General features: G+C 34.1%; 18 protein-coding genes. 7 read left to right on the top strand and 11 right to left on the bottom strand.

Annotation, left to right across the window (positions count from 1 at the left end):
• Positions 1 to 9 precede the first annotated feature (9 nt).
• The 3 genes from ABD941_RS09290 to ABD941_RS09280 form a co-directional block, all read right to left on the bottom strand.
• Complete coding sequence (locus ABD941_RS09290; RefSeq protein WP_345273859.1) at positions 10 to 633, bottom strand: bifunctional nuclease family protein; 624 nt, start codon at positions 631 to 633, stop codon at positions 10 to 12.
• 122 nt (positions 634 to 755) lie between these two features.
• Positions 756 to 1,715 carry an electron transfer flavoprotein subunit alpha/FixB family protein gene (locus ABD941_RS09285; RefSeq protein ID WP_345273858.1) on the bottom strand — a complete coding sequence of 320 codons (960 nt, stop codon included), beginning with the start codon at positions 1,713 to 1,715 and terminating at the stop codon, positions 756 to 758.
• Positions 1,716 to 1,795: 80 nt separating this feature from the next.
• On the bottom strand, positions 1,796 to 2,542 hold the full coding sequence (locus ABD941_RS09280; protein WP_345273857.1) for an electron transfer flavoprotein subunit beta/FixA family protein: 747 nt from the start codon (positions 2,540 to 2,542) through the stop codon (positions 1,796 to 1,798).
• A 155-nt stretch (positions 2,543 to 2,697) separates the two neighbouring features.
• On the opposite strand from ABD941_RS09280, the gene ABD941_RS09275 reads away from it, so the two are divergent.
• Together ABD941_RS09275 and ABD941_RS09270 are read left to right on the top strand one after the other, a co-directional pair.
• Positions 2,698 to 3,675 carry a pyruvate dehydrogenase complex E1 component subunit beta gene (locus ABD941_RS09275; RefSeq protein ID WP_345273856.1) on the top strand — a complete coding sequence of 326 codons (978 nt, stop codon included), beginning with the start codon at positions 2,698 to 2,700 and terminating at the stop codon, positions 3,673 to 3,675.
• Positions 3,676 to 3,736: 61 nt separating this feature from the next.
• Positions 3,737 to 6,250: a DUF5686 and carboxypeptidase-like regulatory domain-containing protein gene (locus tag ABD941_RS09270; protein WP_345273855.1), complete on the top strand. Its 2,514-nt coding sequence runs from the start codon at positions 3,737 to 3,739 to the stop codon at positions 6,248 to 6,250.
• A gap of 197 nt (positions 6,251 to 6,447) precedes the next feature.
• Here ABD941_RS09270 and ABD941_RS09265 read toward each other — a convergent pair whose 3' ends face one another.
• From ABD941_RS09265 to metK, 8 genes are all read right to left on the bottom strand, one after another.
• On the bottom strand, positions 6,448 to 7,281 hold the full coding sequence (locus tag ABD941_RS09265; RefSeq protein ID WP_345273854.1) for an SDR family oxidoreductase: 834 nt from the start codon (positions 7,279 to 7,281) through the stop codon (positions 6,448 to 6,450).
• A 112-nt stretch (positions 7,282 to 7,393) separates the two neighbouring features.
• Complete coding sequence (locus tag ABD941_RS09260; protein ID WP_345273853.1) at positions 7,394 to 7,888, bottom strand: anthrone oxygenase family protein; 495 nt, start codon at positions 7,886 to 7,888, stop codon at positions 7,394 to 7,396.
• A gap of 54 nt (positions 7,889 to 7,942) precedes the next feature.
• The gene (locus ABD941_RS09255; RefSeq protein WP_345273852.1) at positions 7,943 to 8,485 is read right to left on the bottom strand and encodes an NADPH-dependent FMN reductase; all 543 of its coding nucleotides are present in this window, start codon (positions 8,483 to 8,485) and stop codon (positions 7,943 to 7,945) included.
• Positions 8,486 to 8,489: 4 nt separating this feature from the next.
• Positions 8,490 to 8,942, bottom strand: a complete 453-nt coding sequence (locus ABD941_RS09250; RefSeq protein WP_345273851.1) for a DoxX family protein — start codon at positions 8,940 to 8,942, stop codon at positions 8,490 to 8,492.
• A 22-nt stretch (positions 8,943 to 8,964) separates the two neighbouring features.
• Positions 8,965 to 9,606 carry a hypothetical protein gene (locus ABD941_RS09245; RefSeq protein ID WP_345273850.1) on the bottom strand — a complete coding sequence of 214 codons (642 nt, stop codon included), beginning with the start codon at positions 9,604 to 9,606 and terminating at the stop codon, positions 8,965 to 8,967.
• 39 nt (positions 9,607 to 9,645) lie between these two features.
• On the bottom strand, positions 9,646 to 10,254 hold the full coding sequence (locus ABD941_RS09240; RefSeq protein ID WP_345273849.1) for a Crp/Fnr family transcriptional regulator: 609 nt from the start codon (positions 10,252 to 10,254) through the stop codon (positions 9,646 to 9,648).
• Between the two features lie 204 nt (positions 10,255 to 10,458).
• Positions 10,459 to 12,279 carry a glycoside hydrolase family 2 TIM barrel-domain containing protein gene (locus ABD941_RS09235; RefSeq protein ID WP_345273848.1) on the bottom strand — a complete coding sequence of 607 codons (1,821 nt, stop codon included), beginning with the start codon at positions 12,277 to 12,279 and terminating at the stop codon, positions 10,459 to 10,461.
• A gap of 115 nt (positions 12,280 to 12,394) precedes the next feature.
• Entirely contained in the window at positions 12,395 to 13,648 is a 1,254-nt protein-coding gene (gene metK / locus ABD941_RS09230) for a methionine adenosyltransferase (RefSeq protein WP_345273847.1), read from the bottom strand.
• Positions 13,649 to 14,278: 630 nt separating this feature from the next.
• On the opposite strand from metK, the gene ilvD reads away from it, so the two are divergent.
• The 5 genes from ilvD to ABD941_RS09205 all read left to right on the top strand — a co-directional run bounded on the left by ilvD (position 14,279) and on the right by ABD941_RS09205 (position 21,765).
• Positions 14,279 to 15,964, top strand: coding sequence for a dihydroxy-acid dehydratase (ilvD, locus tag ABD941_RS09225; RefSeq protein ID WP_345273846.1), 1,686 nt, complete (start codon positions 14,279 to 14,281; stop codon positions 15,962 to 15,964).
• 100 nt (positions 15,965 to 16,064) lie between these two features.
• Entirely contained in the window at positions 16,065 to 17,765 is a 1,701-nt protein-coding gene (gene ilvB / locus ABD941_RS09220) for a biosynthetic-type acetolactate synthase large subunit (protein ID WP_345273845.1), read from the top strand.
• Between the two features lie 79 nt (positions 17,766 to 17,844).
• Positions 17,845 to 18,378, top strand: a complete 534-nt coding sequence (ilvN, locus tag ABD941_RS09215) for an acetolactate synthase small subunit (RefSeq protein WP_345273844.1) — start codon at positions 17,845 to 17,847, stop codon at positions 18,376 to 18,378.
• Positions 18,379 to 18,394: 16 nt separating this feature from the next.
• The gene (ilvC, locus tag ABD941_RS09210) at positions 18,395 to 19,870 is read left to right on the top strand and encodes a ketol-acid reductoisomerase (protein WP_345273843.1); all 1,476 of its coding nucleotides are present in this window, start codon (positions 18,395 to 18,397) and stop codon (positions 19,868 to 19,870) included.
• A gap of 302 nt (positions 19,871 to 20,172) precedes the next feature.
• Positions 20,173 to 21,765 carry an NADP-dependent glyceraldehyde-3-phosphate dehydrogenase gene (locus tag ABD941_RS09205; RefSeq protein WP_345273842.1) on the top strand — a complete coding sequence of 531 codons (1,593 nt, stop codon included), beginning with the start codon at positions 20,173 to 20,175 and terminating at the stop codon, positions 21,763 to 21,765.
• Positions 21,766 to 22,170 lie beyond the last annotated feature (405 nt).

The raw sequence follows: 22,170 nt of genomic DNA, 5'->3' as shown, positions 1-22,170 counted from the left end.
TTATTGGTATTATTCTCGTTTTGAGATTTCATCACGAATATGTGCTGCTTTTTCGTAATCTTCATTAGTAACGGCTTCTTCTAACAACGTTTGGAGTTCTTCTAACGTTTTTCCTTTAAAATTTTCGCGAGGTTCGCTTACTTCTAATTCATTGGCTACTAACTCATCCATTAAAATACTATCTTGATTTTCTTCATCTTCGTCTTCTTTTTTAGGACTTACTTTTAAGTAAATACCAGCTTTATCAAGAATATTTTTATAAGTAAATATTGGCGCTTGAAAACGAAGGGCCAATGCTATGGCATCACTTGTTCTGGCGTCAATAATTTCTTCGATTTTATCGCGTTCGCAAATTAAACTTGAATAGAAAACACCATCAACAAGTTTGTGAATAATAACTTGTTTGACAACAATATCAAATCGATCTGCAAAATTTTTAAATAAATCGTGTGTTAATGGTCTTGGTGGACTAATTTCCTTTTCTAAAGCAATGGCAATAGACTGAGCTTCAAAAGCACCAATAACAATAGGAAGTTTACGATCGCCATCTACTTCATTCAAAATTAATGCATAAGCACCGTTTTGGGTTTGGCTATAGGATATCCCTTTTATATTTAATCTTACTAAACTCATAATTTATAAAAAACGCAAAGAACTGTTTAAATTAGAACTTTACCAAACTGTTTTAAACAGATTTAAGCATAAAATGCTAATTTAAGCAGTTCTAAACTACTATACAATTTATAAAAATTTATTTATTGTTGCCCTTTAAATGTTCTTAATTTTTCAATGAGTTCTGGAACGACTTGAAAAGCATCGCCAACAACACCGTAATCGGCAGCTTTAAAGAAGGGTGCTTCTGGGTCTGTATTAATAACAACTTTTACCTTTGAGGCATTAATACCTGCTAAATGTTGAATGGCTCCTGAAATTCCTATGGCAATATATAAGTTTGAAGCTACAGGCTTACCAGTTTGCCCTACGTGTTCACTATGAGGTCTCCAGCCCAAATCGGAAACGGGTTTGGAGCAAGCGGTGGCTGCACCTAAAACATCAGCAAGTTCTTCAACCATGCCCCAGTTTTCTGGGCCTTTTAAACCACGACCTGCAGAAACTACGATTTCGGCATCAGCAATGGTGACTTTATCTGTTGCTTTATCCACAGATGCTAAAGTAACGCCCAATTCTGGAATGGTAGGTGTGAATTCTTCAGCGGAAGCGTTACCTGTATTTTCAACCAATCCGAAAGCATTATTGGAAACACCAATAATTTTTACATCGGTATTTATTTGAATCGTTTCAAAAGCCTTATTGGTAAATGCGGTACGTTTTACTGTAAACGGACTCGTATTTGAGGGGGCTTCTACCACATTAGATGCATAACCAGCATTTAAGCCAACTGCTAAAAGCGGGGCTAAATATTTACTGTCTGCACTTGAGCTCACTACAACAACTTTAGCGCCTTCTTGTTCTGCAGCTTGTTTAATACTTGCTGCATAAGCGTCTGCATTAAAAGCATCTAATTGTGCATTTTTTACACTTAGAACTTTATTAACACCGTAGTTTCCTAAAGCGGATACATCATTTGCGTTAATAGCAATAGCGGTAACGGTTGTTCCTAATTGATTTGCAACTGCTTTGGCATATGAAGCAACTTCTAAAGCTGTTTTTTTAAATAATCCTTGTTCTGATTCTGTATATACTAAAACTGACATAATATTTTTCAAAAATATAAATCCCAAAATATAAATTCCAAATATCAAAATGTTGGAATCTAGTATTTGAAATTTGGTTATTAAATCACCTTGGCTTCATTATGAAGTAGGTTTACCAATTCGTCTAAATTATCTGGAGATACTAAAGTAACCGCACCTTTAGGAGCAGGTTTTTCAAATGAAACCGATGTGGTTTCAGCATTAGTATCTATAGGCTCAACAACCGTTAAAGGTTTTTTACGAGCCATCATAATACCTCTCATATTAGGAATACGTAAATCACTTTCTTCAACCAATCCTTTTTGCCCGCCAATAATTAATGGTAATGCTGTAGAAACAGTTTCTTTACCGCCATCAATTTCTCTTACGGCTGTAGCTTTAGTACCATCAATTTCAAGGCCAATACAGTTATTTACAAAGTTAGCATGGGTTAGGCCGGCAATCATACCCGGAACCATACCGCCATTGTAGTCAATAGATTCACGACCAGCAATAACCAAATCATACCCGCCATCATTAATAACGTTGGCAAGTTGTTTGGCTACCGAAAAACCATCAGTAGCAGGGGTATTCACACGAATAGCGGCATCTGCACCAATAGCCAAGGCTTTACGCATTGTAGGTTCGGTTTCTGTACCACCAACATTTACTACGGTAACTTGGGCGCCTTCTTTTTCTTTAAACCACATGGCACGGGTTAACCCAAATTCGTCATTTGGATTTATAACAAACTGCACGCCATTAGTATCAAATTTAGTGTTATCATCACTAAAATTAATCTTCGAAGTTGTGTCTGGCACATGACTTATACATACTAATATTTTCATTTTTTTATATATTAAAATGTCTTAATTTTTTCAAGCAACGAAGTTAATTATTTTATTCTATATATTTACTATGCGTGCATAGTAAATTTTAAAAAATCTTGTAAAAAGGTATCTCATTTATTGTTATTTTTGCAATTCGAATTAAAATATATTTAATGAAGACAATTCAATTTAGAGAAGCTATTTGCGAAGCGATGAGCGAAGAAATGCGCAGAGATGAAAGCGTTTATTTAATGGGTGAGGAAGTAGCAGAGTATAACGGTGCTTATAAAGCATCAAAAGGCATGTTAGATGAATTTGGTGAAAAGCGTGTTATTGATACACCTATTGCAGAACTAGGTTTTGCTGGAGTAGCTATTGGTTCTACCATGACTGGTAATAGACCTATTGTGGAATATATGACCTTTAATTTCTCATTAGTTGGAATTGATCAAATTATAAATAATGCTGCAAAAATCAGACAAATGTCTGGCGGGCAGTTTAAGTGTCCAATTGTATTTCGTGGCCCTACAGGTTCTGCAGGTCAATTAGGAGCAACACACTCCCAAGCTTTTGAAAATTGGTTTGCTAATACACCTGGTTTAAAAGTGGTTGTGCCATCAAATCCATATGATGCTAAAGGCTTGTTAAAAGCATCCATTCGTGATGATGACCCGGTTATCTTTATGGAAAGTGAGCAAATGTATGGCGATAAAGGCGAAGTGCCAGAAGGCGAATATATTATTCCATTAGGCGTAGCAGAAACCAAAAGAGAAGGTACCGATGTAACCATTATATCGTTCGGTAAAATAATAAAAGAAGCTTATAAAGCTGCAGACGAATTAGAACAGGAAGGTATTTCTTGTGAAATTATCGATTTACGTACTGTTCGTCCTTTAGATAGAAAAGCTATTTTAGAATCGGTTAAAAAAACTAACAGATTAGTAGTTTTAGAAGAAGCCTGGCCTTTTGGAAATGTGGCTACTGAAATTACTTATTTGGTACAATCTGAAGCATTTGATTATTTAGATGCGCCAGTTGTAAAAATAAATACAGCAGATACGCCTGCACCATACTCTCCAGTTTTATTAGAAGAATGGTTGCCAAATAAGGACGAGGTTATTAAAGCTGTAAAAAAAGTGTTGTACAAATAAATTAATATTTTTTACGTTATATAGACTTCATTAGCGATTGTTGATGAAGTTTTTTTGTGTTATGAATATAAGATTACTTATTGCCCTTTTCTTTCTCGGAATTTTTTCCATAGTCGCACAAACTAAAGTTAGTGGTTATGTGTTTGATGAATTTAATGAACCTGTATCGTTTGCAACCATAATATTTAAAGGATCTACACAAGGGACCATTACTAACGAAAACGGAAAATTTTATTTAGAATCTCCTGAAACCTGGGAGGCTTTAAATGTGTCTTTTATTGGGTATGAAACGTTAAATATACCACTCGATAAAAAAGTAAACTATAACCTAAAATTCATACTTAAAGAGGAAGCAGCAGCATTAGATGCTGTGGTTATTATTTCAGGAAAACAATCGAAAAAGAATAATCCAGCTATAGACTTACTCAGAAAAATCTGGGCCAATAAACGGAGCAATGGTTTAAAACAGTTTAAGCAATACGAATACGATAAATATGAAAAAGTAGAATTCGACCTCAATACCATTGATAGTGCACTTATAAAAAGTAAGCTTTTTAGAGGTATGGAATTTGTGTTTAATGAAGTTGATACCTCAAGAGTAACGGGTAAAACCTATTTGCCGATGTTTATTAATGAAGCCGTTTCAAAGGTTTATGGTGATAATGTTGTCAATAAAAACAAAGAAGTTTTAAAAGGAAATAAAAACTCAGGGTTTAGTGATAATCAAACCATTATCGATTTTGTAGATGATTTGTATTCCGATTTTAATGTTTATGATAACTATTTAAAGTTCTTCGATAAAAGCTTTGTAAGTCCCTTGTCAAAAACAGGAATTAATACTTATAATTATGTATTGTCCGATAGTGCGTTTATAGATAATAAGTGGTGTTACAATGTTATTTATTATCCAAGACGAAAAAATGAACTGACTTTTAAAGGTGATTTTTGGGTAGCTGATACCACCTATGCGATTAAGGAAATTAATCTTCAAGCTTCAAAAAGTGCCAATATAAACTGGGTAAAAGAAATTTACATAGAGCAAGAGTTTGATGTGTTAAACGATTCATTATTTCTTGTAAAACGAGACTATATGATGTCCGATTTTGCGTTTAGTAAAAAGGAAAAATCTAGAGGTGTTTATGGTAAACGAACCACCTTGTACAATAATTATGAATTCGATATAGAAAAAGACAAAAAATTCTATGAAGCCGAAGTTTATAATTATGATAAGGATGTTTATGATAGAGATGATGCCTTTTGGAATGACAACCGATTAGAAGCTCTAAATAAAGATGAACTAGGGGTTTATAAGATGTTGGATACTTTAAAAACGGTAAAGAAGTTTAAGCGTTTGTATAATATAGGAAGTATTTTATCATCGGGTTATATTGAGTTTAACACTTTACCTTTGGATTATGGTCCTATTTTTTCAACCTTTGGGTTTAATGAAGTAGAAGGTTTGCGCTTACGTGCCGGCGGTCGAACCTATTTTGGTAGGAATGACCTATGGCGATTGGAAGGGTTTTTGGCTTATGGTTTTAGAGATGATAAGTTTAAATATGGTATTTCAGCTAAATGGTTACTAGATAAAAAGAGTCGTTTAATTATTTCTGGTGGCAATAGGCGGGATGTTGAGCAAATAGGCGCCAGTTTAACCAATTCTACAGATGTTTTAGGACGAAGTTTAGCATCCTCTTCTGTGGTTGGTACCAGTGCAAATGATAAGTTGACGTCTATAAACTTAACCAGTTTAGCTATTCAGGCTGAACCTTTACGAAATGTTATTTTAAGATTGGGTGGAAACTACCGTACTTTGGAATCGGCATCGCCAACCTTTAGTCTGGATTATGTCGATGATGATTCGCCAACGGGACTTTCGTCGGAAATTAAACAGTTTGAATCGACATTGTCATTGTCCTATTTTCCAAAGCGAAAAATGACCGGTTTTGGTGTGGAACGTCGAACGGCAAATGATGATTTCGCGCGTCTTTTTGCACAAGTGACTCGCGGTGATAAAGGTGTGTTTGATAGCGATTTCGATTACACCAAAGTTCAGTTTTCATACATACAGCCTTGGCAGATGGGTGGTTTTGGAAGATTAACCACTAGTATTGAAGCTGGTAAAACCTTTGGCGAGGTGCCCTTGGGTTTATTGAGTGTTATTCCAGGAAACCAATCCTACTTTTCAATTTATAATACCTTCTCACAATTGGATTTTTACGAGTTTGTATCTGATACGTACACCTCTTTCCATTTTGAACATAATTTTAACGGACGTCTATTTTCAAGAATTCCTTTCTTACGAAAACTTAATCTTCGTGAAATTGTAAGCATAAGAGGTGTTTGGGGCGACATTTCAGATGAAAACTTAAGACTTAACGATACGGGTTTACAAAATGCTATTCCTTTGGTAGCGCCATCAAAGGATCCTTATTATGAATACAGCTTTGGTGTTGGTAATATATTTAAAGTGTTTCGATTAGACTTTAATTTTAGAGGGAATTATAAAGATGAGGTCATGTATCCTGATGCCAGAAAATTTGGGATTACAGGAAGTTTTGGGTTTTATTTTTAGGTTTTTTTGGGATGGTTTGTTTAACGACTTGATATGAAATCGTTTTAATGTTTTGTGTCTAATGCTAAACAAATTTAGTTACTTTTCTTATAAAATTAATTATTGAAAAAACAAAAGCTTCTTAAATAGAAGCTTTTGAGTTAGTATATCTGTTTTTTAGAACCTTTTGCAACGATTGCTGGTGTTGCCAATAGTTATTAGATTTTAACTGGACTCCAAATTCCTGTTTTAGCAGTTTCTTCTGCATATTCTAAGAATGTTTTTGCTTTTCTACCTAAAACTTGCTCAATATCATTAACAACCTGTTGATTTTTTGGATTAGTTAAAACATGGCTAAATAAATACTCGATTAACCAAACAACGTCATTAGGTATTTGCATTTTTTTCATACCATCGATATACTGTTCCAATGTGATGTCGTAAAAGTTTAAATGTCTTTTACTGGTCTTTGAAATGATATTAATGATATCCTTAAAAGTAATTAATTCTGGACCTGTTACTTCAATGATTTTTCCATTATAAGAATCATCCAGTAAAACAGTGGCAGCAACTTCGGCAATATCATTGGCATCTACAAACGGAATTAAGACATCAGACATTGGTAGTGCTACTTCACCCGATAGAATCGGCTCTAAAAAGAAACTTTCACTCCAATTTTGGTTAAACCAAGATGCTCTAACTATCGTGTAATCGATACCAGAATCCATGACAATTTTTTCGCAAGCTTCCGCTTCGGTTTCACCTTTTCCAGAAAGCAAAACCATTTTTTTTACTTCTAATTCTTTAGCCAAATAAGTTAAACTCTGTATGGCTTCTTTGGCTCCAGGAACTGCCAAGTCTGGATAATAAGTAACATACATTTTTTCGATGCCGTTTAAAGCATTTACCCAAGTGTCTTTATTGTCCCAATCAAAGCCTGGTGATGCGTTTCTTGAACCAATTCTAGGTTCAATTCCTTTGTTTTGTAATTGTTCTACTACTCGGCGACCTGTCTTTCCTGTTCCGCCGATGACTAAAATGTTAGAGTTCATAATTTGATTTTTATTATTTGATTAATACTTCACTTCAGAAACCTGAAGCATTTTTGTTTATTCTTAATTGATGTTTATTATTTTCTATTTTCCCGAATTGATTTATAGATTCTTATTTCGAATAAATCAGTCCAACTAATAAGAATGAAAACGATGTAAACGATGCAATTGTTCGCTGAATGTGCCAGCGATTCCATGGTTGCTCAAATTTTGTTCGCAAATCTTTAAGCTCAAATGCAGAGAGGTTTTCTAATACTGTTTTATCTAGCATCTCATTGAGCGGTACATTTTTAAAAACAGTTATAATGCCTATGCCTACGAAGTATAAAATAGCTGCTATGAAAAATAACATCAATGTTGTAGGATGTGCATGACGATGTAAAATAGTATTAATGAATAAGAGTATCACAGGACCAAAAAACACCGTAAGAAAACTACCATTGAGAATAGTACGATTCATAGCCTGAAAGGATTGTAAGAAGCCTAAGTCATCTAATCTACCAATACCAGGTGTAATGGCATTGGACCATGTAAAACATAATCCAGCGGTGATACCTGTAAATAGTATACTTAGCATTAATACGATGAGTCTTATTTTAATTTCCATGTTTGATTGTTTTTAAATTATGACACAAATCTAAAGTTGCTTTGTGTGAATCACTTATTCCAAAAGAATTATGATTTGTTCGAAAAGTTGAACTTTTTGAGTTAATTCTTCCTTTAAATCAGCATTTGAAATACCATTCTCTGTGAAATTGTCAAAGAAACTGGGCAAGAAAAAATCTGCTACCACATTAGCGCCTAAAAAAGGAAAATAGTTAACGGCAGCCTGTAATACATTAGCTCCACCGCGACCACCAGGTGAGGTAGCCATTAAGAGCATGGGCTTATCTCGCCATACTTTTATATTAGCGCGAGACAACCAGTCTAAAATGTTTTTAAATACTGCGGTGTAAGTTCCATTGTGTTCTGCTAATGCGATTATAAATCCATCAGCTTTATCAAATAATTTATTAAGCCTTTTAATGGCTGTCGGTATGCCATTTTCATCTTCGAAATCAACACCATAAATAGGCAGCACATAATCGTTTAAGTCAATCGGAAAAAGTTCTGCATGTTCTAGTGAACCAGATGTATAGGATAGCAATTGTTTGTTGATAGATTTTTGACTATTACTTCCTGCTATTGTGATTATTTTTTTCATTTTTCTATTTTTTTGAGATTAAACCATCTATAGACCATTTCCCACTTCCATTAATTACGATACTTAAAGCAATACCGATAACTAAAAGTGAATATTCATAACCTTCACCTGCTTGATTTCCAAACCAGTTCATAAAAAAGCCGTGTTCTAGCTGTGTTGTAATAATAATGCCAGTAAACATGCTAACAAGTGCTATTGCCCAAAATCTAGCGAAGAACCCTAAAACCAATGAAATAGAGCCGAAAAACTCAATCATTATCACTGAGAAAGCGACGATGCTAGGCAAATCCATTTGGGTGGTTAATGATTCTATGGTTGCGGAATAGCCATATCCACCAAAGAGTCCTAATAATTTTTGTGCGCCATGAGGAAATAGTACTAATCCAAGCGTCCAGCGTGCGATACTTAATCCAATGATTGGATTTGTCTTTAAAAGTTGGTTTACTAAATTTTTCATAATGTTTAAGATTTAAAATTGATTATATAGTTATTCGATAATAAAATCCGAAGGATGTTTTTTCTATAGGCTTTAATCCGTATTGGTCAATATCAAAACCAATACCTACCTGATGGTTATAAAAGGACACACCAAACCTCAACTGCTGATAACTTCTTGAATGCATATTAAACTCATCCCAAATGGTTAAGAACTGACCGTTTAACCAGAGTGATAGATTGTTATTTAGAGGTTTGTTATATTGAATTTGCACAAATACTTCAGCATAACTAGTATCAGTTTGTTCTGAGTGCGCAGCTGTTGGTATCAATACTAATACTAGGCGTGAACTTTTCAATGTGTACTTTGCTGATAGCCGTTCAGAATAGCCTGCAAAGCTGTTATAGTATGTGGAAGGTCCTAGAGCAATATTTTTGGTAATATTCCAAAACAATGTTGGTTGTAGACCAACCTCATCATATTTTTGATTTTCTTTTTTAAACTTTTGAAAGAAAGCCAGCGTATTTAGACTAAGCGTCTGACTTTTGTTAATAGGATAGCTTGAGAATAATGTAAAATCTGTTTTATCAAATCCTGAAAACAGTTCTACTTGAGTAATTTGAGCTTGCAAAGAATGTGAAGACCCAATGATTAAAAGAAAAGTGATAATTGTGATTTTTTTCATGCTTCAAAATTCCGATAGGAACACATGAAAAAAAATGAACTAGTTTAAGACTTTTTGCTTTCGGTTGACTTTTGTAATAATCTTACTCATAAATTCTGGTGTAATGCCAATATAACCTGCTAAGTCTTTTTGAGTAACTCTATTAACAACATTTGGGTATTTCTTTTTGAACTCTATATATCTTTCCTCTGCGGTTAATGAAATACCGTGATTTGAACGTCTTATATAACTAATTAATGACCTTTGATATAGAATACGATAAAACCTTTCAAATTTTGGGATCTCTTGAAAAAGCAATTCATAATTAGTCCGCGAAATACCTAATAACTCAGAATCCTCTGTAGCTGTAATGAAATATCGTGTAGATTCTTTAGTCATAAAACTTGCAATATCACCTGTCCAATAATCTTCTACGGCAAACATAGATATATGAGGTGCGCCGTCTTCATTTATGGTGTAAACTTTTAAGCATCCTTTTGTAACAAAATATTCATACTTAGTAACATCACCTGCCTGCATCAAAAATGCTTTTTTTTTGACTTTTATTTCTGTAAGTAATGAGAGGTATTTTTGCTTTTCTAACTCAGTTAAATCAATAAACCTCGCTATATTATTAAGTATTAATGTATATGATTCTTTGTAGTTCAATTCAGGCTTATTTTTGATTTAGTTGCCTTTTTTTAGACATTTTATATAATTATTGTTAACGACTTATTATAAAATTATTTTAATGCTTTATATTTAATGTTAAACAAATTTAGCTAATTTTTCTGACAAATTCAAGTATTGAAAAAACAAAAAAAGATGGCCCTAAAAAGGGAGCCTTTTCAAGATTTATAAAATTATAATTGTCTATTCAAAAACAACATCATCAAAATAAATTTGATGCTCGACACGATTACCACTCGAAAAAATAACCAAACCAGAACGGATACAGCTAAGGTCTAAATTTTTAGTTTTAATGGTATATTTTTTCCACTTTGTGGTTAGTTTAACCTCTATAGTTTTTTTTGCGGAATCTGGATATGGTTTATCCTTACCAATTAAGCCAAAACCTATTTTAGCAGTTACGTTTCTATTACTTGCTTTGGCCCAAAAACTAAATGTAGTGGCTTCAGAAATGTCATAACCACCAAGAATATCGCCCCAATCATTTGCAGGGTCAACAAGACCAAGGCCATACCAATCGTAAACTTGGTTATAACTAATCTTTAAAGAGGCTGAACCCGAATACACATCATTTTTGCTATGGGTATCTACGCTAATAGCTTTGTAGTTTCCCATATAGGCCGATGGAAAGTATGGTAAATCATCACCATCCTTATACACATAAAAAGGTAAACGGGCTTTAGGAACTAAATAGGTTCTGTTTTTGGCATCTTTGTCACTTGCTACAACAGATGTGGATGCAATACCTACATTGTTATAAGTGTCTTTAACGTTTACATATATTTTTATGGGGCCATCTTCCTTTGGTACTTGAATTAAATAACCTCCATTACCTGTAGCTCTATAATTAAGGGGATTGATTTGGTCGCGTCGTTTTCGACTACCAGTACGTTGGTTGTAATAGAAACTGACATCTAAATTTTCATTTTCAATATCTGATATTTTTAAAATAGCTGGGATCCATAATCCGCTATCGTAATTAGAATTGGCAAACTCAAAAGTTTCAATTATAGGGATGTTGTTAATGGGTTTAAGCCCTGTATAAGCTTCTCTAATAGCCCAATATTGCGGACGGTACATGGTTTTGTGATGGGTAAATAACCACGGAGAAATAAAAGCATTGCCACTTGCATAATGAAACACATACACGCCTAAACATGCTGGTTTGTTTTTAATCCAGTCATGATACCCGGTTGCAATAGCGTCATATTTTTGTTGATCTGTTGGTTCTACTTTAATCTCGTTTTTTGTCTGTTTGATATCCCATTCGCCAGTTATACCAAATTCAGTAATAACATAAGGTTTGTCAATGCCTCTTTTTTCTATTTCTGAAGCTAAAACACCAGCACCAGGACCATAGCTGTTTAAACCATAAATATCAATGGACGGTACTAATTTTTCCCACCACTCTAATCCAAAAGTCCAAGCTTCTACCGAAGTAATGGGATGATCAGGGTCTAAGGTTTTAATCTTACTGCAAATTTTTTCTAAAAGTATAGAGTAGGCTTCTTTTTCTTCATCCGTAGTCATATTTAGGTAAACCTCATTGCCAATACCCCATGTCAGTACAGCAGGATGGTCTTTGTACTTTTCTACGGTTTCTATGGCACCATTATACATGACTTCCATGCCTTTTTTATCTTCCAGATAATTAAAACTATCATCATCTTCCATGCCTGGGCGTCCATGTCGCATCCAAATACCTACCATAACTTTTATACCATGAGCCTGGGCTGCATCAAGGAGTTTTAATGTGTTCTTTCCTGTTGCCCACGTTCTTATGGTGTTTACACCTAAAAAATTTAAATCTTTAAAATAACGGTCATAATGTTCCACATGTTTATCGTATCCAAATGTCGCACCTTTGACTTCAAATGGTTTACCGTCGACCATTAATGTCCAAACATTATCAATTTTCTTAATAGTGGTTTGGGCTTTTACATTGAAATTTAAAAGCAAAGTGAGAAAAAAGGCAAATGTAAAATGGATAAAGGACCTGTTCATTATTATAGAAAATGGTTTATTACTATAATAATATGAAAATTAAATTACATTAAAAAAAAGACTGCCCCTATATAAGGCAGTCTTTTCAATATTTATTTAAGGTTGTAGCTTAAATTTACAACCCAAAAGCTTCTTTTACTTTATCAACATAGTCTAATTTCTCCCAAGTAAATAATTCAACATCTAGGGTTTTGGTTTCGCCATTAGGTTGCGAAAATGTTTTAGTTACTGTTTTGCTATTACGTCCCATATGGCCATAAGCAGCCGTTTCGCTATACATGGGCGAACGTAATTTTAAGCGATCTTCAATAGCGAATGGGCGCATATCAAAAAGCTGAGATACTTTTTTAGCAATTTCGCCATCTGTCATATTAAACGAACAGGTGCCGTAAGTGTCCACAAAAATTCCCATAGGCTCAACCACACCAATAGCATAACTGACTTGTACTAAAATTTCATCAGCAACACCAGCAGCGACTAAATTTTTAGCAATATGACGTGTGGCGTAAGCAGCACTTCTATCAACTTTACTAGGGTCTTTTCCCGAAAAAGCACCACCACCATGGGCACCTTTACCTCCGTAAGTATCCACAATAATTTTACGTCCGGTCAATCCCGTGTCTCCATGAGGTCCACCAATAACAAACTTTCCGGTTGGATTTATATGATATGTAATATCTGAGTTAAATAGTTTTTGGATGGCTTCAGGAAGCTTTGCAACCACACGTGGAATTAAAATATCAACAATATCTTTTCTGATTTTTGCAAGCATGGTATCATCATCGGCAAAATCATCATGTTGGGTTGATACCACAATGGCATCAATGCGTTGTGGAATATTATCATCACTATATTCGATAGTTACCTGACTTTTAGAATCCGGTCTTAAATAAGTGATATCTTGGTTTTCGCGACGTAATTCAGCAAGTTCCTTTAAAATTCTATGCGATAAATCTAAAGCCAAAGGCATAAAATTTTCAGTTTCGTTAGTGGCATAACCAAACATCATACCTTGGTCGCCAGCACCCTGTTGTTCTTTAGTTCCTCGGTCAACTCCTTGGTTGATGTCTTCAGACTGTTCGTGTATAGCAGACAGTACACCACATGAATTGCCGTCAAACATATATTCGCCTTTAGTGTAGCCAATTTTGTTTATAGTGTCTCTAGCAATTTTTTGTACATCTAAATATGTTTTGGATTTTACCTCGCCAGCAAGTACAACTTGACCTGTGGTAACCAAAGTTTCGCAGGCGACTTTAGATTCTGTATCAAAAGCCAAAAAGTTATCAATTAAAGCATCGCTAATTTGGTCAGCGACCTTGTCTGGATGTCCTTCAGAAACACTTTCTGAAGTGAATAAATAAGCCATATTTTATATTTTATGGTAAGATTTGACGATAACGTCGAAGGAAGTTTACACTGCCTTTAGCATTTTTTAAATTCTGAATGTGTTTCAGGAACTTTCGATTCAAAAAACAATTCAGAAGAGGTTGCAATCAGTCAAATCTTTCCTCTATTATTTGTGATGGCAAAAGTAAAAAAATAAAAGAGTATGCACATATATTTTTTCTTTTTTAATAAAAATTTTGAGTATTAAGTTTTATTAATAAATATTTGTGATAACAAAATGAAGCATCAACTATTAAATATCATTTCTATTATTGTCATTGTGAATATATCACAAGGCTAGAGAATGCTATATTTAAACTAAAAATAAATAAAAACAGCCTTCTTAAAACTGAAGGCTTTTTTTATGCATTATTTTTTCATTTTTGAACATCATAAAAAAAACAATCTAAATATCTGTAAAATAGTGGTTTATGATGTTTTTAATGGTTGTGAGTTTAACCATAAATAATAAAGAGGAAACCGTATAAAAACCTAATAAATTAATTTCGAAGCCTATTTTAAGCAAATTGAGGATTTTTTGTTAAAAATCTTAAAAAAGTAATAAAATAATCATCAATAATAAAGATAAGCGATTTTTTCTGTAATAAATATGAAAGAACTTAATAAACATAGTAAAAGATTAACACAAGATGAGTCTCAGCCAGCATCTCAAGCCATGTTATACGCTGTAGGATTGACTGATGAGGATATGAAAAAAGCCCAAGTAGGTATTGCTAGTACGGGCTATGACGGAAATCCGTGTAACATGCATTTAAATGGTTTAGCTGCCGAAGTTAAGATTGAATGCAAAATAGCTGATTTAGTTGGTTTAGGATTTAATACTATTGGTGTTAGTGATGGTATTTCAATGGGGACTTCAGGTATGAATTATTCTTTAGCCTCTAGAGATATTATTGCAGATTCTATAGAAACGGTTATGAATGCTCAAAGTTATGATGCGCTTATTTCTGTAGTTGGTTGTGATAAGAATATGCCAGGTGCTGTTATTGCTATGTTGCGTTTAAATCGCCCATCGATTATGATGTATGGAGGGACTATAGCCTCAGGGAATTATAAAGGTAGAAAGTTAAATATTGTTTCTGCTTTTGAAGCTTTAGGCCAAAAAGTGGCTGGCGAAATTGATGAGGATGAGTATAGAGATATTATAAAAAGCGCCATTCCAGGTGCCGGTGCTTGTGGTGGAATGTATACCGCAAATACTATGGCTTCAGCCATTGAATGTATGGGGTTTGCATTACCCTATAATTCATCTATTCCTGCAGAAAATCCAAATAAATTATCAGAAAGCGAAAGAACAGCTATAGCTATTAAAAACCTTTTAGAATTAGATTTAAAACCATTAGATATTATTTCTAAAAAATCTATTGAAAATGCTATTGCACTTGTAAATGCTTTAGGAGGGTCTACAAATGCGGTATTGCATTTCTTAGCTATTGCACATGCAGCAGATATTGAGTTTACATTAGAGGATTTTCAGCGTGTTAGCGACAGAACACCTTTAATAGCCGATTTGAAACCGAGTGGAAAATACTTGATGGAAGATGTTCACGGTATTGGTGGAACACCAGCAGTAATGAAATATTTATTGGATAATGGTTATTTACATGGCGATTGTTTAACAGTAACAGGGAAAACATTAGCTGAAAATTTAGAAAATGTTGAGCCACTTGTATTTGAAAAAGATAGTCAAGATGTTATTTATCCAAAAGATAAAGCTTTAAAATCTTCAGGAAATCTACAGATTTTGTATGGAAATTTAGCAACAGAAGGTGCTGTTGCAAAAATATCAGGAAATGAAGGTTTGTTGTTTGAAGGCAAAGCTGTTGTATATGATGGCGAGCAAGCTGCTAACACAGGAATTTCAAACGGTGAAGTAGAAAAAGGTGATGTTGTCGTCATTCGTTATGTAGGCCCAAAAGGTGGTCCAGGAATGCCAGAAATGTTAAAACCAACCTCATTAATCATGGGAGCCGGTTTAGGAAAATCAGTCGCATTAATTACCGATGGTCGTTTTTCTGGAGGAACACATGGCTTTGTTGTGGGACACATTACACCCGAAGCTCAAGATGGAGGCACTATAGGATTGCTAAAAACAGGCGATAAAATTAAAATTAGTGCAGAAGATAATTCCATTAACGTATTACTTTCTGATGAAGAATTAACAGAACGAAAATCGCAATGGGTTGCACCAGAGTTAAAACACAAAAAAGGCATATTATTTAAATATGCAAAATCGGTAGCATCGGCTTCAAAAGGCTGTGTAACAGATGCATAAAATTTAGGGTTTTTCATTTCTGAAATCCCATAGTATTTGGGACAGAAATCTCAAAATATTGAGAATTATGAAAACAAGAACAATTAATAAAAAATAAGACGTGGCAGAAAAAACACAACGCATAACAGGTAGCGAAGCTATAGTAAGAAGTTTGATGGCAGAAGGTGTTGATATTCTTTATGGATATCCAGGAGGAGCTATAATGCCTGTTTATGATGAATTATATAAATTTCAAGATCAAATTCATCACGTATTAACGCGCCATGAGCAAGGTGCGGCACACGCGGCTCAAGGTTATGCGCGTATTTCTGGTAAAGTAGGTGTTGCTATGGCAACTTCAGGACCAGGAGCAACTAATTTAATTACAGGAATAGCAGATGCACAAATAGATTCTACACCATTAGTGTGTATTACAGGTCAAGTGTTTTCTCATTTATTGGGAAGTGATGCATTTCAAGAAACAGATATTGTTGGTATCTCAACACCAGTTACTAAATGGAATTGCCAGATAACCAAAGCAGAAGATATTCCAGGTGCGATTGCAAAAGCTTTTTATATTGCAAAAAGCGGTCGACCGGGACCTGTGTTAGTTGATATTACTAAAGATGCTCAAGTTTCTGAGTTAGATTATAAATATGAAAAATGTAAAGGGGTAAGAAGTTATAATCCAATACCTAAGACAAGCCAAGCATCTATTAATGCTGCTGCAGAATTAATCAATAAGGCTAAAAAACCCATGATTGTTTGGGGACAAGGTATTATCTTAGGTCAAGCTGAAGCAGAACTTAAAGCCATTATAGAAAAAGCTGGAATCCCTGCTTCGTGGACTATTTTAGGGGCTTCTGCACTACCAACATCACATCCATTAAATATAGGTATGGTTGGTATGCACGGTAATTATGCACCAAATAAATTAACCAATGAGTGTGATGTGTTAATTGCAATAGGCATGCGTTTTGATGACCGTGTTACAGGCGATTTAAACACTTATGCAAAGCAAGCTAAAATTATTCATTTTGATATTGACCCTGCGGAAATTGATAAAAATGTTAAAACAGATGTTGCTGTTTTAGGAGATTCAAAAGAAAGTTTAGTCATGCTTTTTGATGCTTTAAATAAAAACTCACATGAATCATGGCTACAGGAATTTAAAGATTTATACGCCATTGAATTTGAAAAAGTCATTAAAGATGATATCAATCCTACCAAAGAAGGATTGACTATGGGTGAGGTTTTAAAACAAATAAATATTGAAAGTGAAGGTAATGCAGCAATTGTGTCCGATGTTGGACAACATCAAATGATTGCTTGTAGATATGCCGATTTTAATCTTACAAAAAGTAATATAACATCAGGTGGACTAGGCACCATGGGGTTTGCACTTCCTGCGGCTATAGGCGCTAAAATGGCTGAGCCAAATCGCGAAGTGGTTGCCATTATTGGTGATGGTGGTTACCAAATGAACATTCAAGAATTAGGAACCATTTTTCAGCAAAAAGCAGCAGTTAAAATTGTGGTGTTAAATAATGAGTTTTTAGGTATGGTACGTCAATGGCAACAACTGTTTTTCGATAAACGTTACGCCTCTACCGAAATGACTAATCCAAATTTTATAGCTATTGCAGAAGGCTATTACATTAAAGCTAAAAAAGTAACAAAGCGCGAAGAATTAGCAGAAGCAGTAAAAGAAATGATGGCTTCAAAAGAATCTTATTTCTTAGAGGTTTGTGTAGAAAAAGAAGATAACGTATTTCCAATGATTCCTTCAGGGGCATCGGTTTCGGATATCCGTTTAAGTTAACAAAATAGAAAAAAGAAACCAGATGTGGTTGATTTATAATTAAATCAATATAAATCGATTCTCTAATATCTTAAAAATAATGAGCGAAGATATAAAGACATTCACAATATCTGTTTATACCGAAAATAACATTGGGTTATTAAACAGGATATCAGCAATATTTCAACGTAGACATATCAATATTGAAAGTTTAACAACATCACAGTCGGAGATTGATGGTGTAAACCGTTTTGTTATTGTTGTAGAAATAACAGAAACAAACGCTATTAAAATTGTTAAGCAAATTGAAAAACAAGTTGAAACGATTAGAGCATATTATCATACAGAAGAAGAAACCATATTTACGGAGTCTTGTATGTTTAAAATAAAATCCGATTTGTTATTTAATGAACCTCAAATTCAGAATATAATAAAGGAAAGCGACTCTAATATCGTTACCGTTAATAAAGAGTTTTTTGTGCTTGAAAAATCTGGCATGAGAAACGAAATTGAATCTCTAAGAAGAGATTTGAATATGTTTGGCATTATGCAATTTGTGCGTTCAGGACGTATTGCAGTCACTAAAGATGAAATGAAAATAACTGAAATGCTTTCAGCATTCAATAACCAATAATAACAATTAAATTAAAATGGGAAATTATTTTAACACACTATCACTAAGAGATAAATTAAATCAGTTATCGAAGTGTAGATTTATGGACGCTTCAGAATTTACAGATGGAGTAAACGCTTTAAAAGGTAAAAAAATAGTTGTCGTAGGATGTGGTGCCCAAGGTTTAAACCAAGGACTTAACATGAGAGATTCTGGTTTAGATATCTCTTATGCATTGCGTGATGCTGCAATTGCAGAAAAACGTCAATCTTTTTTAAATGCGTCAGAAAACGGTTTTACAGTTGGGAACTACCAAGAGTTAATTCCAACAGCTGATTTAGTGTTAAACTTAACACCAGACAAACAGCATACCAATGCAGTAAATGCTGTAATGCCTCTAATGAAAAAAGGAGCAACATTATCATATTCTCATGGATTTAATATTGTTGAAGAAGGTATGCAAATTCGTGAAGACTTAACGGTTATTATGGTAGCGCCTAAATGTCCTGGTACTGAAGTAAGAGAAGAATATAAAAGAGGATTTGGTGTGCCAACATTAATTGCAGTTCATGAAGAAAATGACCCTGAAGGCAAAGGTTGGGCACAAGCAAAAGCATATGCCGTTGCAACAGGTGGCGATAGAGCAGGTGTTTTAGCATCGTCTTTTATTGCTGAGGTAAAATCGGATTTAATGGGAGAGCAAACCATTTTATGTGGCTTACTTCAAACAGGTTCTATTTTATGTTTCGATAAAATGATTGAAAAAGGAATCGATGCAGGATATGCTTCAAAATTAATTCAATACGGATGGGAAACCATTACAGAAGGTCTTAAATACGGCGGGATAACCAACATGATGGATCGTCTTTCTAATACAGCAAAAATTAAAGCTTTTGAATTATCAGAAGAATTAAAAGATATTATGCGTCCGTTATTCCAAAAGCATATGGATGATATTATTGAGGGGCGTTTTTCTCAAGGTATGATGGAAGATTGGGCTAACGATGATGCTAATTTATTAGGATGGAGAGCTGCAACAGCAGAAACGGCTTTTGAAAAAACACCAGCAGGAGATGTTGAAATCTCGGAGCAAGAGTATTATGATAACGGTGTTTTAATGGTAGCTATGGTTAGAGCAGGAGTAGAACTTGCTTTTGAGGCTATGACGGATTCTGGAATTATTGATGCATCAGCATACTACGAGTCTTTACATGAAACACCTCTTATTGCAAACACGATTGCAAGACGTAAATTGTATGAAATGAACAGTGTAATTTCTGATACTGCTGAGTACGGATGTTATTTATTCGATCATGCCTGTAAACCTTTATTAGCAGATTTTATGAAAACTGTTGATACTGATATCATAGGAACAGCATATGCTAAAGATAACGGCTCAGGTGTTGATAATGCAAAATTAATTGAAGTAAACAAAGCATTAAGAGAACACCAAGTTGAAAAAGTGGGTTCTTTTTTAAGAGCATCTATGACGGCTATGAAGCCAATAGTATAGCAGCAAGTACAACTAAACTAAACTATATTTTTAAAAACCTGTCAGATAGTATTATTTTGACAGGTTTTTTTATTTAAGATACCTTGTGTAACAAACCGGATTTATTTAAGATTTTGATGTAAAATTCTTTAGTCTTTACTGTTTTTTGTTTGTTAGTGCGAAATCGTTTTTGTTTTTACCCTAGAATTTAAAAGGGGTTTTATACACCAGTTCTAGGTTATTTTTCTTTACTTTGATATTAATGAATTAACCTAAAATATAGAAAAAGCACCTATATTAGAATTAACCAAAACCTTCTCATAATGAAAAAGTCCTTTACCGAAATTCCAAAATCATATAAAATAGATTCACTTTTACATCAATCTACTTATTTAGTAGATGGTGAGTTAAAGCAATGGGAAGGAGAAACGGCAGAAGTTTATTCTACAATATCATCTACAAAAAGTTATAAACCAACACTCTTAGGAACCATTCCGCAATTAGGCGAAAAAGAAGCATTAGACGCTTTGGATTCTGCAACTTTAGCTTACGGAAAAGGGCAAGGTTTATGGCCTACCATGAAAGTCATTGATAGAATTGCTTGTATGGAAAAGTTTGTGGAAGAAATGAAAACCAAACGCGCGGAAGTCGTTAAACTTCTTATGTGGGAAATTGGAAAAAACCTTCCAGATTCAGAAAAAGAATTTGATAGAACCGTAGATTATATTAACGATACCATTGAAGCCTACAAGCAAATAGATAGAGGTTCCGCTAAGTTTGAGAAAAACTCAGGCGTATATGCGCACATTCGTCGTGGCCCGCTTGGCGTTGTGCTGTGTTTAGGGCCTTATAACTACCCTTTAAATGAAACCTTTACCTTATTGATTCCGGCTTTAATTATGGGGAACCCTGTTGTTTTTAAACCAGCAAAAATAGGTGTTTTACTTATTTCACCATTATTGGAAGCTTTTCAAAAAAGTTTTCCAAAAGGCGTGGTAAATATTGTTTATGGTCGTGGTCGTGTGTTAGCGTCACCAATAATGAAATCAGGTAAAATTGATGTTTTGGCTTTGATAGGAAATAGTAAATCAGCAAATGCATTACAAGCTCAGCACCCTAAAGGAAACAGATTACGTATGGTTTTAGGTTTAGAAGCTAAAAACCCAGCAATAGTATTGCCAGATGCCGATTTAGATTTAGCAGTCGAAGAATGCATTGCAGGATCTTTATCGTTTAACGGACAACGTTGTACCGCATTAAAAGTATTATATGTTCACGAGTCTGTAGTAGAAGAATTTAACAGACGATTTGCTTTTAAAGTAGACCAGCTTAAATTTGGAAACCCGTGGGAATCAGGTTCTAAATTAACACCCTTGCCAGAAGCAGATAAACCAGCATATATTCAAGAATTAATTGATGATGCCAAAGAAAAAGGTGCTAGCGTTTTAAATAAAAAAGGAGGCGAAACATCTGAAAATTTTATATTTCCAGCAGTTTTATATCCTGTAACTAAAGATATGCGGGTTTTTAAAGAAGAACAATTTGGACCTGTGGTGCCAGTGGTTTCTTTTTCTGATATTGAAGAACCATTAGACGATATGGCAGAATCTAATTACGGACAACAAGTCAGTTTGTTTGGAAAAAATGTAACAACCTTATCGCCATTAATTGATACACTTGTTAATTTAGTATGTCGCGTAAATTTAAACAGTTCTTGTCAGCGTGGGCCCGATGTATATCCTTTTACAGGACGAAAAGATTCAGCATTTGGAACACTAAGTGTACATGATGCGTTACGGTCGTTTTCAATAAGAACATTTGTAGCCTCTAAGGATAATGACTATAATAATGCTATTCTTGAAGAATTATTAGAAAAGAAAACATCAAACTTTATTAGTACCGATTATATTTTATAAATTATATATGATGCCCTTTATAGGTTGTCATATTAATGATTAAAACTAAAGAATTTTAAAAAAAAGGCAAAAGAATTTTTTTTTTAAAACATCTCTTGTGCTACTTGGCATTTTTTGTGTAATATTGCATTATTTAATTAACGAAAGGGGCTAAAAGCCGACGATTTAGAGTTAATATTATGAAAACGGCAAATAATTATTTTACAGAAGTTAAGGTTCAATTCTTGAACAATTTAGAAAACGTTGTTATTCCTTCACGTCGCTTTCGTCGCCCCTTGGGGGTCTAATTTTATTTTTGGAGTAGGTGTGCCCTACTTCCCCGAGAGCTAAGAATCCATTTTAAACTTTTTTTAAACATCACTTTATAAAGTTTAAAGTCATATTATCTGGATTCAAACAACAGAC

Source organism: Flaviramulus aquimarinus (assembly GCF_039543205.1).
Classification (GTDB): Bacteria; Bacteroidota; Bacteroidia; order Flavobacteriales; family Flavobacteriaceae; genus Flaviramulus_B; species Flaviramulus_B aquimarinus.
Note: the sequence above shows the minus strand (reverse complement) of the source record. Positions and strands in the feature narration are given on the sequence as shown.

Coding starts and splice junctions, on each gene's coding strand:
- ilvD (WP_345273846.1), top strand. CDS start 14,279: ATGAAAGAACTTAATAAACATAGTAAAAGATTAACACAAGATGAGTCT.
- ABD941_RS09270 (WP_345273855.1), top strand. CDS start 3,737: ATGAATATAAGATTACTTATTGCCCTTTTCTTTCTCGGAATTTTTTCC.
- ABD941_RS09260 (WP_345273853.1), bottom strand. CDS start 7,888: ATGGAAATTAAAATAAGACTCATCGTATTAATGCTAAGTATACTATTT.
- ABD941_RS09205 (WP_345273842.1), top strand. CDS start 20,173: ATGAAAAAGTCCTTTACCGAAATTCCAAAATCATATAAAATAGATTCA.
- ABD941_RS09275 (WP_345273856.1), top strand. CDS start 2,698: ATGAAGACAATTCAATTTAGAGAAGCTATTTGCGAAGCGATGAGCGAA.
- ilvC (WP_345273843.1), top strand. CDS start 18,395: ATGGGAAATTATTTTAACACACTATCACTAAGAGATAAATTAAATCAG.
- ABD941_RS09265 (WP_345273854.1), bottom strand. CDS start 7,281: ATGAACTCTAACATTTTAGTCATCGGCGGAACAGGAAAGACAGGTCGC.
- ABD941_RS09250 (WP_345273851.1), bottom strand. CDS start 8,942: ATGAAAAATTTAGTAAACCAACTTTTAAAGACAAATCCAATCATTGGA.
- ilvN (WP_345273844.1), top strand. CDS start 17,845: ATGAGCGAAGATATAAAGACATTCACAATATCTGTTTATACCGAAAAT.
- ABD941_RS09255 (WP_345273852.1), bottom strand. CDS start 8,485: ATGAAAAAAATAATCACAATAGCAGGAAGTAATAGTCAAAAATCTATC.
- ABD941_RS09245 (WP_345273850.1), bottom strand. CDS start 9,606: ATGAAAAAAATCACAATTATCACTTTTCTTTTAATCATTGGGTCTTCA.
- ABD941_RS09280 (WP_345273857.1), bottom strand. CDS start 2,542: ATGAAAATATTAGTATGTATAAGTCATGTGCCAGACACAACTTCGAAG.
- ABD941_RS09285 (WP_345273858.1), bottom strand. CDS start 1,715: ATGTCAGTTTTAGTATATACAGAATCAGAACAAGGATTATTTAAAAAA.
- metK (WP_345273847.1), bottom strand. CDS start 13,648: ATGGCTTATTTATTCACTTCAGAAAGTGTTTCTGAAGGACATCCAGAC.
- ABD941_RS09290 (WP_345273859.1), bottom strand. CDS start 633: ATGAGTTTAGTAAGATTAAATATAAAAGGGATATCCTATAGCCAAACC.
- ABD941_RS09235 (WP_345273848.1), bottom strand. CDS start 12,279: ATGAACAGGTCCTTTATCCATTTTACATTTGCCTTTTTTCTCACTTTG.